Genomic DNA, 10,839 nt, shown 5'->3' with positions numbered 1-10,839 from the left:
CCTGTGCACTCAACTGGTCGATGAACGGGCGTGCAATCGGGGCCAAAGAGCTTTGTCGCCAGGCCGCATGGGCCAAGCGCACAAGGCGCAAACCGGGGGCATAGGTTTGACGATCGGTATCGTATCGCAGCATCCCAAGCGCGGTCAGCGTCTGGACAAGACGGTACAACGTGGCCTTGGGATGGGGTGACAATGACAGCAGCTCGGAAAACCGCACAGGACGTTCCAGCTGGGCCACAAGGTCCAGCACTTCCAACGCCTTGGCAATGGTTCCCTCCCCCGATCGGGGGGCCGCGTTATTCATCTGTCTCCTCCCAAGACGCCGCGCATGAAACTTGTTGACCTGCGCGTCGTGTCCCCGCATAGTTCCAATAGTTGGAAACCGGTTTCACTATGTGGAACTTCCACGAAGCAGGGGCCGGTGTCAAAGAAAAACTGACTTTTCGTCGCCGACAGGAAACGTACGCTCGGCGGCAAAACGTAATGGAACCAACGGGAGGAGAACCATGTTCCTTAGTCTGAAAACCGCGGTTGCGGCTATTGCTCTGTCGGCTGTTGCCGGCACCGCATTTGCGCGTGACCTGGTCATCAACTTCGATGACCTGAACCCCGGCCCAAAAAAGGGCTTCGAAGATGCAGTGGAAAAGTTCAAAGCTGAAAACCCCGACATCAACGTGATCGTCAACATCAACGACCGCGAAGCGCACAAGACCGCGATCCGCAACTTCCTGACCGCCGACGCGCCTGACGTGACAAGCTGGTACCCTGGCAACCGCATGGCGCCCTTCGTCGATGCGGGCCTGTTCCAGCCCGTCGATGATGTGTGGGAAGAAAACGGTTTTGGTGAAGACCTGTCCGCGATCAAGGCCACGATGAGCCGCGATGGCAAGATCTGGGGTGTGCCCTATTCCTACTACCAGTGGGGCATCTACTACCGCAAAGACATCTTTGACCTGCTCGAGCTGGAAGAACCCCAGACATGGGACGAACTGCTGGCAGCTTGCGGTAAGATGAAAGAGAATGGCGTGACGCCTTTCACCATCGGCACCAAGTTCCTTTGGACCGCCGCCGGTGTGTTCGACTACATCAACCTGCGCACCAATGGCTACGACGTGCACAACGCACTGACCGCGGGCGAGATCAAGTACACCGATCCCCGCATTGTCGCGACGTTCGAAAACTGGGAAACGCTGATCAACGAGTGTGGCTTTGTGGACAACCACGCCTCGATGAGCTGGCAGGACGCTATCGCGCCTTTCGCCAACGGTGACGCGGCGATGTATGTGATGGGTAACTTCTCGGTCGACGGCTACAAGAATGCTGGTCTGACCGAAGAGCAGATCGACTTCATGCCCTTCCCGGTCATTGACCCTGCCATCGCTCCGGCTGAAGAAGCGCCTGCGGACGCCTTCTTTATCCCGACAAACGCCAAGAACGTCGAAGACGCCAAGAAATGGCTGGCCTTCGTGGCGCGCCCCGATGTGCAGACCGAATGGAACAAGACCATCGGCCAGTTGCCCATCAACTCCAAGGCGGACATCTCGGATGACAAGTTCATTCAGGAGGGCTTTGCTCTGCTGAACGGTGCCACTGGTCTGGCGCAGTTCTATGACCGTGACGCGCCAGCGGCCATGGCCAAGGCGGGCATGGAAGGCTTCCAGGAGTTCATGCTGGACCCGTCCAAGAAAGACGCGATCCTGCAGCGCCTGGATGAAGTCCAAGCCGAGGTTTACTAAGACCATTTCGGGGTGGGCATATCGTGCCCACCCCTTTCTCATTTCGCCCGTTAACCTTCTGTAAACACAGATGAATGCCTGTGATTTCAAAAGGTTATCCTTGTCCCCGCAGGGACAGATGCCCCAGCTGAGGAGGTTGCCATGACACATGCGGTCTTGCCCGATACCGAAACTCGGTCCGAACCGGGATGGCTCAGGCGCAACAAGCTGGCCATCGCCCCGTGGATTTTTCTGATCCCCGCGCTGATCTTCTTTGCGATTTACGTGGTCATCCCGATCTTTGAATCGTTGTGGCTGTCGCTTTATCAGTGGAACGGCCTTTACGACGCCGAGGGCAACTCGACCGCCGTTTGGGTGGGCTTCGAAAACTACGTGAAGCTGTGGGATGACCCCAATTTCTGGACCTCACTCCGCAACAACATCGCTTGGCTGATCCTCTACATGTTGGCCGTGCCCGTCGGGCTGTTCATTGCCCTGTTCCTGAACCAGACGGTGACGGGAATGCGGTTCTACAAGTCGATGTTCTTCTTCCCGTTTGTGATCTCGCAAGTGGTGGTTGGCCTGATCTTTGGCTGGTTCTACAACCCGGATTTCGGCGTGGTCGGGACCGTTTGGAAGGCGATGTTCTGCGAGGAAACGACCAACATCCTTGGCAACACCACCTTTGTCTGTGATCGCCCCGTGCCCGACATTCTGTCGAGCGAGCAATGGGCGACCTATGGCATCATTGCTGCCGGTTTGTGGCCGCAGATTGCATACTGCATGATCCTGTATCTCACCGGTTTGAACAACGTGGCTGCGGACCAGATTGAAGCGGCCCGTCTGGACGGGGCCAAGGGATGGAAGATGCTGTGGTACGTGGTCGTGCCGCAGTTGAAGCCGGCGACATTCATCGCGGTGGTTGTGACTGTGATTGGCGCACTGCGGTCGTTTGATATGATCGCCATCATGACCCAAGGCGGACCGTTCGGGTCCACCAATGTGCTGTCGCACTACATGTTTGAGGTGGCGATTTCCGAATACGGCGAACGATACGGCTATGGCTCGTCCGTGGCGACGGTGCTGTTCGGTATCATGTTGTTCTTCATCAGCTATTTCCTGTGGCGCATGTACCAGGACGAGAAGGGAGGGCGCTAAGATGTTTCCACGTCCCATCGAAAAATCCGGCCCCACGGCCAAGGCGGCCTACCAGGCGTTTCTGCCCATCGCACTCATCATGTGGCTTCTGCCCTTGCTGGCGATCTTCCTGACCTCAATCCGGTCGGCGGCGGACATCAACTCGGGCAACGTGTTTGGCTGGCCCAGTGAATTTGCGCTGATTGCAAACTACACGGCTGTCTTCACCCAGTCCGCAGCGGCGCAATATATGATCAACTCGGTTCTGATCACCGTACCCACTGTTATCATTTCGGTAGCCCTTGCGTGCCTTGCAGGCTACGCGCTGGCGATTTACCGGTTCCGGGTCGCCCTGCCGCTGTTCTTCCTGTTCGTGGCGGGCAACTTCATTCCGTTCCAGATCCTGATGGTGCCGGTGCGCGACATGTCCGTCCAAACGGGCCTCTACGACACGATCGCGGGACAGTTCCTGTTCCACGCGGCGTTTCAGACAGGGTTCTGCACGCTGTTCATGCGGAACTTCATCAAGGCCTTGCCCTTTGATCTGGTGGAATCTGCGCGGATTGAGGGTGTCGCTGAATGGCGTATCTTCTGGTATGTTGTTCTGCCGCTCGTACGCCCTGCCATCGCGGCGCTCGCCGTGCTGATTTTTACCTTTGTCTGGAACGACTTCTTCTGGGCGAACGTGTTGACCCAAGGCGAAAGCGCCAAGCCGATCACGGCAGGTGTGCGGGCGCTGAACGGGCAGTTCGTGAACAACTGGCACCTGGTGTCGGCGGCGTCCTTGCTGGCGGCGATCCCACCGGTTGTCTGCTTCTTTCTCATGCAGCGGCACTTCATTGCCGGTCTGACCTTGGGGGCTGTTAAGTGATAAGATGTTGGCGCCTGGATGACGGGCGTCAGACTTTGGTCCTCGGCTCCGACAGGGGCCGACTGGCGGAGGTTGTCTATTGGGGACCGCGCCTGCCGGACGAAGAAGATCTGACGACGCTCTATGAGGCCTATACCCTTGATGTGACGGGCGGAATGCTGGATGCGAATCCCGAACTCAGCATTTGTCCGGAGGCGACGCGGTCCTTTCCCGGACAGCCCGGATTGATCATCCGGCACGGGGATGGCACGCCATTCTTGCCGAAGTTCTGCCTTGAGCGGTCGGATGTCGCCGACAATGTTCTGATCCTGACCTACATGGACCAGGACAGGGTGCTGACCTATCGCGCGCGCTTTGCCATCGATCCAGACACACACATGATCGAGGCGAGCGCGGAACTGGACGCGCTGGAGCCGATGCACCTGCACTGGCTGTCTGCGCCGGTGTTTCCGGCACCGCAGCTTGCAGATGAGATGATTGATTTCGCCGGTCGTTGGTGTGGTGAGTTTCAGATGAACCGCACGCCTTGGTCGCCCGGTATCCGGTATCGCGAGAACCGCACAGGTCGGACGGGGCACGAGCATTTCCCTGGCCTGATCGTGCCTGTACGGGGGGCGTCAAACGCCTCCGGTCACGCCTATGCCTTCCACTACGGGTGGTCCGGTGGGCACCGTATGGTGGCCGAAGAATTGCCGGACGGACGGCGCCAGATTCAGTTCGGCCATGCGGCACGTGTTGAAGGGGCCGCGCAGAAGCATTTTGCCACCGGCAAGATCTATGCCGTCTTCTCGGATGACGGTTTGAACGGCTGTGCGGTCGCTTTCCAACGCCATCTACGCGACCGGATTGTCACATTCCCGCGCCCGGATGCGCCACGCCCCGTGCACTACAACTGCTGGGAAGCCGTCTATTTCGATCACAATCTGGATGAGCTGAAGGACATTGCCGAGCGGGCTGCCAAGCTGGGTGCAGAACGCTTTGTGCTGGACGATGGTTGGTTCGGGAACCGGGATGACGACACGCAGGCGCTGTCGGATTGGGAGGTTGACCCGCGCAAGTATCCACAAGGGCTGACCCCGCTGATTGACCATGTGAAATCGCTGGGCATGACATTCGGCATCTGGTTCGAGCCCGAGATGATCAACCAGAACTCTGACATCTTCCGCGCCCACCCCGATTGGGCTTTGGGTGGCGAGGACCAGATCATGGGGCGTCAGCAAATGGCGCTGAACATGGCGCTGCCTGCCGTGCAATCCTTCCTGTTTGCCCGGATGAGCGACATTCTGAGCCACCACGACATCGAGTACATCAAGTGGGACCACAACCGTGTTTTGCCCATGCCCGATGCGGCGCAGACGCGGGGGTCCTATACCTTGCTCGACCGTCTACGGCGTGAGTTCCCGGATGTAGAGATTGAAAGCTGCGCCTCGGGCGGTGGCCGGATTGATTTCGGCATCATGGAGCGGACGCAGCGCGTGTGGCTGAGCGATTCCAACGATGCGGTTGAGCGGCTGCGCATTCAGCACAATTCGTCGATTTTCCTGCCGATGGCGGTGACTGGAAGCCATGTGGGACCGCGGACTTGTCACACGTCTGGGCGTACACTCGATATCCGCTTCCGCGCTTGGGTTGCCGCCCAGCGTCACATGGGGTTCGAGATGGACCCACGTGAGCTGACGGATGACGAAACGCATGTGCTGACAGAAGTGACGGGGTGGTGGAAGCACAACCGGGATTGGATGTACGGCGCCGACATTCTGCGCCTTGATAGCGCCGATCCCGCCGTCTTTGCCGAGCAGCATTTGGAAGAAGGTGGCGGGCAGTTTGTCGTCTTTGCGGGCAAGGCCGCCACGTCGGATCAGATTGCGCCGCGCCCCTTGCGGCTGACCCGTTTGACCCCCGACGCAAAGTATCGTGTTGAGTTGATCAACCGCGCGGATGCCGATGCGTTATCGCGCGGCCAGAATGCGCTTAAGTCCGGGCCGTTCGTGGTGAGCGGAGCGTATCTGATGTATCATGGCCTAACGCTGCCATGGAGTTTTCCGGAACGGATGTGGGTGATCAAGGGCGACCTTGCCTGACCCTTTGAATTGAGAGTGATGCCATGAAAGAGACAGCCACATTTCACGATCTGAAAGGCGCGTCGGTGTTTATCACTGGTGGTGGCGCGGGCATTGGTGCGTCGCTGACCGATGGGTTCATGGAGCAGGGAGCGCAGGTCGCCTTTGTCGGACGGTCGGATGCAACCGAGTTCTGCGACGAGATGGCGGGCAAGCACGGCGTGCGCCCGCTGTTCATGCAGTGCGACATCACGGATACAGAGCTTTTGAAGTCTTGCATTGGTCAGGCCGCTGAGGCCCATGGCCCGATCACCACGCTGGTCAACAACGCAGCCAATGACAAGCGGCACAGCACTATGGAGGTCGACAGCGATTTCTGGGACTGGATGATCGCCATCAACTTCAAAGCATATTTCTTTGCCTGTCAGGCGGTGATCCCGGGCATGCAGGCGGCCGGTGGTGGGTCGATCATCAACTTTTCGTCCATCAGTTACATGATGGGGAATGCGGGTTATCCGATCTATACTGGGTCGAATAGCGGTATCAACGGGATGACCCGGTCGCTTGCGCGCGAGTTTGGCCCGGACAAGATTCGGGTGAATGCGCTGGCGCCGGGTTGGGTACTAACCCAAAAACAGCTGGACAAGTGGGCCACGCCCGAGGGTTTGGCGGCCCATATGGAACGTCAGTGCCTGAAAGAGCATCTGGAGCCGCGTGACATCGTGGGTGCGACGCTGTTTCTTGCATCGGACACGAGCCGCATGATGACCGGTCAGTCGATGGTGATCGACGGCGGTGTGGTGGTGACAGGCTGATGATAGATGTTGCGTGGATAGCAGTGGATTGGGGAACGTCGCATGTGCGCGCGTGGTTGATGCGCGGCGATGGGTCGGTTCTGGATCGACGGTCGTCTGCGCAGGGGATGGGGACACTCGACCGCGCTGGGTTTGAGCCTGCGTTGCGCGCCCTTGTGGGTGATGTGTTGCCTGCGCCGGTTCTGGCCTGCGGCATGGTTGGGTCGCGGCAGGGGTGGGCTGAGGCGCCGTATAGCGCCGTGCCCTGTCCGCCGCCGTCAGCGGCTCAGGCAGTGCAGGTCCCAGGCACCGATCTGGATGTGCGTATCTTGCCGGGCGTGAAGCAGGCCAAACCTGCCGACGTGATGCGCGGGGAAGAGACGCAGATTACCGGGTATCTGGCCACTTCGCCGGGGTTTGACGGGGTCATCTGCCTGCCCGGCACGCACACCAAGTGGGTGCATGTGAGCGCGGGCGAGATCGTGAGTTTCCGCACCGCCATGACAGGCGAGATGTTTGGCCTTTTGTCCAAGCAGTCGGTGCTGCGCCATTCGATGGGCGACGGTTGGGATGCTGAGGCATTTGCCGCGGGGGTTGACCAATCCCTGTCTCGGCCCGAGGGGCTGGCGGCAGCGCTCTTTTCGCTGCGGGCCGAGGGTTTGTTGGATGATTTGGCTGGAGATGCGGCGCGGGCGCGGTTGTCTGGGCTTTTGATCGGGGCCGAGCTGGCTTCCATGCGCCCTTATTGGTTGGGCCAGCAGGTGGCGCTGATCGGGGCAGATCGCTTGTCTGATGCCTATGCGACGGCCCTTGCAGCGCAGGGCGTGCCGTGTCAGCAGGCCGATGCCGAGGACATGACACTGGCGGGCCTGACCGCCGCATATACCCAGATATATGGAGAGGCCGCATGAGCCGTGAGATCATTGCCATCCTGCGGGGCGTGACCCCGGACGAGGCCCTTCCGATCGCAGATGCCTTGGTTAAGGCGGGGATCACGCGGATCGAAGTGCCGCTGAATTCACCTGATCCCTTTGACAGCATTGGAAAAATGCTGGAAGCGCATGGCGATCACGCGATGATCGGTGCGGGCACAGTTCTGGATGTGCAATCCGTCGAGCGTCTGCACGAGATGGGTGCACATATGGTGGTGTCTCCGGATGCCAATGCATCCATCATCGTGGCGACGAAGCAGGCGGGCATGATGTCTTTCCCCGGCGTGATGACGCCAACAGAATGCTTTGCGGCGCTGCATGCGGGCGCTGATGGATTGAAGCTGTTCCCGGCCTCGTTGCTTGGCCTTGACGGGTTGAAGGCGATGGGCGCGGTCCTTCCCAAGGGGACCAAGACCTATGCCGTGGGTGGTGTGGGGCCGGACAATTTCGCGGACTGGTTTGCGGCCGGGATCACCGGATTTGGTATCGGATCGGCATTGTACAAACCGGGCATGTCGGCGGCTGACGTCGCGGCGCGCGCAGCGGATATGGTGGCGGCCTACGACGCGGGGGCGTGATGCAGGTCTTTGATGACACGGCGTGTGCCTTGGGCGAGGGGCCGATGTGGCACCCCGAGCGGGGCGAGCTGTTCTGGTTCGACATCCTGGGCAAGCGCATGTTTTCCAAAGGTGCTCGGTTCCGGGAATGGCAATTTGACGAACATGTCTCGGCCTGCGGCTGGGTGGACCGGGATACGCTGTTGATGGCGTCGGCCTCTGGCCTTTGGCGGTTTGATGTACCGACAGGAGATCGGGAATTGGTGGCGGCGCTGGAGGCGGACAATCAAATCACGCGATCCAATGATGGACGGGCCGATCCGCAGGGTGGGTTCTGGATCGGGACCATGGGTCTAAACGCAGAAGCTTATGCTGGCGCGATCTATCGCTACTACAAGGGTGAGCTGCGCAAGTTATTTGATCGTATCACCATCTCGAACGCGATCTGCTTTGCGCCAGATGGCATGCGCGCCTATTTCTGTGATACGTTTTCTCAACAAATACAGATGGTTGCGCTGGACTCAGACGGCTGGCTCGAGGGGGAGCCACAGGTCTTTCTGGATCTGAAGGCCGAGGGGCTGAATCCGGATGGTGCCGTCGTGGATGCGGATGGAAACCTTTGGAACGCGCAATGGGGGGCGAGCCGCGTGGCCTGCTACAGCCCATCGGGTGCCTTCGCGCGAGCCATTGAGGCGCCCGCATCGCAAACAAGTTGCCCGGCCTTTGGCGGGCCGGATGACACCACGCTTTTCGTCACAACCGCGGCAGTCGGGCTGGACGAGGCACAGGGAGGGAAAACCTTTTACGGACCCGCTGGCACGACAGGTCAGCGCGAGCATCGGGTGATCCTATGAAACGAACACTTGGGGTGTGCTACTACCCCGAACACTGGCCCGAAGCCCAATGGGCAGAGGACGCGCAGCGCATGGCCGATCTGGGCCTGACATGGGTGCGGATTGGCGAATTTGCTTGGAAACGGATGGAGCCGCGCGAGGGTGAATATGACTGGGGCTGGCTGGACCGCGCAATTGAGACGCTTGGAGCTGCGGGCCTGAAGGTCGTGCTGGGTACACCCACAGCCACTCCGCCCAAATGGGTGTGCAAAAAGTACCCGGACATGTTTGCGGTCGACGAACATGGTCACGTGCGCGGCTATGGCTCGCGCCGCCATTATTGTTTTTCGCATCAGGGATTTCTTGAGGAATGTCGCCGCATCGTGCGGGCCGTCGCGGAACGCTATGGCCGCAACCCGCATGTGGCCGCGTGGCAGACCGACAATGAATATGGCTGCCACGATACGGTGATCAGTTATTCCGATGCGGCGCGGGACCGGTTCCGCGACTGGTTACGGGGGCAGTTCCCGGGGCAGGGCAATGACGGCGACATCGACGCGCTGAACGCCGCCTGGGGCAATGTGTTCTGGTCGATGGATTATGACGATTTCGAAGACGTCGGCCTGCCGAACCTGACAGTGACCGAGCCGAACCCGGCCCATGTGCACGCCTTTCACCGCTTTGCCAGCGAAGAGGTTGTTGCCTTCAATCGCGCGCAGGTCGAGATCATTCGCGCTCATTCCGATGCGCCCATCGCGCACAACTACATGGGCCGGGTGACCGAGTTTGATCATTTCAAGGTTGGCGATGATCTGGATATCGCGTCTTGGGACAGTTACCCGCTTGGGTTCCTTGAAGACCGGATAGGGGCGGATGCCGCACATCAGCGGGCCTATGCGCGGCAAGGTGACCCGGATTTTCAAGCGTTTCACCACGATCTTTACCGTGCCGTTGGCAAAGGCCGGTGGTGGATCATGGAGCAGCAGCCCGGACCTGTGAACTGGGCGCCGTACAATCCGTCGCCTTTGCCAGGGATGGTGCGTTTGTGGACTTGGGAGGCCTTTGCCCATGGGGCGGAAGCCGTGTGTTACTTCCGTTGGCGGCAGGCGCCGTTTGCCCAAGAGCAGATGCATGCGGGGCTGTTGCGCCCGGATTCAGTTGCGGCAGAGGCGTTTGGTGAAGCCGCGCAGGTCATGGAAGAGCTGGCGGATGCGCCTGATGTCGTGGCTGCGCAGGCACCGGTGGGCATCATCTTTGACTACGATGCTGATTGGGCGTGGTCGGTGCAGCCGCATGGTGCGGGCCTGAGTTACTTCGGGCTGGTGTTTAACTGGTATCGGGCCTGTCGCAAACTTGGTCTTTCTGTGGACATTCTGCCGCCTTCGTCCCGCGATTTCGCAAGCTATTCCGCGATTATTGTGCCGGGCATGATGCACGTGCCACTTGAGTTGAAGGCCGCACTGCAAGCCTCTGATGCAAAAGTTATTCTTGGCCCGCGAACTGGGGCGCGAGATGCTGATTTCAACATCCCGAACCCGTTGCCACCGGCCTGGCCCGGCAGCGATCTGGTTGTCAGCCGGGTGCAGTCGATGCGCCCCGACTTACCTGTCGCACTTGAGGGCGACGGTCACGTTCATCTGTATTTTGAACAGGTTGAGGGAGGCGGCGAGGTTGTGATGCGCGCAGAGAACGGTGCCCCTGTGGCGGTGCGTCTGGATGCCGAGACAACCTATGTCGCCGGATGGGGCGATGACGCGGCCCATATGCGTCTGATCGAGGCTGTGGTGCCTGATCTGACTGTCAGACATATGCAAGAGGGCATGCGCTGCCGTGACACGGGGACCGAGCGGTTCTGGTTCAACTACACGGATCATCCGGTTCACGTCGACGGGCATGAACTGCCTGCTGCTGGGGTTTTGCGCCTGCCAAGGTGATCTTGT

Annotated in this window: 10 protein-coding genes; 9 read left to right on the top strand and 1 reads right to left on the bottom strand. The window is 59.7% G+C overall.

The window, feature by feature from the left end; translation table 11 throughout:
- Nucleotides 1-304: helix-turn-helix domain-containing protein (locus AC6RA8_RS09750; protein ID WP_500352403.1), on the bottom strand; the 304-nt coding region annotated here is incomplete at its 3' end.
- 202 nt (nucleotides 305-506) lie between these two features.
- Here AC6RA8_RS09750 and AC6RA8_RS09745 point away from each other — a divergent pair.
- The 9 genes from AC6RA8_RS09745 (at nucleotide 507) to AC6RA8_RS09705 (ending at nucleotide 10,833) form a co-directional block, all read left to right on the top strand.
- The gene (locus AC6RA8_RS09745; protein ID WP_500352402.1) at nucleotides 507-1,736 is read left to right on the top strand and encodes an ABC transporter substrate-binding protein; all 1,230 of its coding nucleotides are present in this window, start codon (nucleotides 507-509) and stop codon (nucleotides 1,734-1,736) included.
- 141 nt (nucleotides 1,737-1,877) lie between these two features.
- Entirely contained in the window at nucleotides 1,878-2,873 is a 996-nt protein-coding gene (locus AC6RA8_RS09740) for a carbohydrate ABC transporter permease (protein ID WP_500352401.1), read from the top strand.
- Nucleotide 2,874: 1 nt separating this feature from the next.
- Nucleotides 2,875-3,723 (top strand): ABC transporter permease subunit, encoded by an 849-nt coding sequence (locus tag AC6RA8_RS09735; RefSeq protein WP_496908626.1) that lies wholly within the window; start codon nucleotides 2,875-2,877, stop codon nucleotides 3,721-3,723.
- Nucleotides 3,720-5,804, top strand: a complete 2,085-nt coding sequence (locus tag AC6RA8_RS09730; RefSeq protein WP_500352399.1) for an alpha-galactosidase — start codon at nucleotides 3,720-3,722, stop codon at nucleotides 5,802-5,804. Before AC6RA8_RS09735 ends, AC6RA8_RS09730 begins: the two co-directional genes overlap by 4 nt.
- Before the next feature lie 23 nt (nucleotides 5,805-5,827).
- Nucleotides 5,828-6,598 carry an SDR family NAD(P)-dependent oxidoreductase gene (locus tag AC6RA8_RS09725; protein WP_500352398.1) on the top strand — a complete coding sequence of 257 codons (771 nt, stop codon included), beginning with the start codon at nucleotides 5,828-5,830 and terminating at the stop codon, nucleotides 6,596-6,598.
- Nucleotides 6,598-7,488, top strand: a complete 891-nt coding sequence (locus AC6RA8_RS09720; RefSeq protein ID WP_500352396.1) for a 2-dehydro-3-deoxygalactonokinase — start codon at nucleotides 6,598-6,600, stop codon at nucleotides 7,486-7,488. The genes AC6RA8_RS09725 and AC6RA8_RS09720 overlap by 1 nt, the downstream gene beginning before the upstream one ends.
- On the top strand, nucleotides 7,485-8,087 hold the full coding sequence (locus tag AC6RA8_RS09715; RefSeq protein ID WP_500352394.1) for a 2-dehydro-3-deoxy-6-phosphogalactonate aldolase: 603 nt from the start codon (nucleotides 7,485-7,487) through the stop codon (nucleotides 8,085-8,087). Before AC6RA8_RS09720 ends, AC6RA8_RS09715 begins: the two co-directional genes overlap by 4 nt.
- On the top strand, nucleotides 8,087-8,920 hold the full coding sequence (locus tag AC6RA8_RS09710; RefSeq protein ID WP_500352392.1) for an SMP-30/gluconolactonase/LRE family protein: 834 nt from the start codon (nucleotides 8,087-8,089) through the stop codon (nucleotides 8,918-8,920). The genes AC6RA8_RS09715 and AC6RA8_RS09710 overlap by 1 nt, the downstream gene beginning before the upstream one ends.
- Complete coding sequence (locus tag AC6RA8_RS09705) at nucleotides 8,917-10,833, top strand: beta-galactosidase (RefSeq protein ID WP_500352391.1); 1,917 nt, start codon at nucleotides 8,917-8,919, stop codon at nucleotides 10,831-10,833. The genes AC6RA8_RS09710 and AC6RA8_RS09705 overlap by 4 nt, the downstream gene beginning before the upstream one ends.
- Nucleotides 10,834-10,839 lie beyond the last annotated feature (6 nt).

This window comes from Tateyamaria sp. (genome assembly GCF_059783535.1).
Note: the sequence above shows the minus strand (reverse complement) of the source record. Positions and strands in the feature narration are given on the sequence as shown.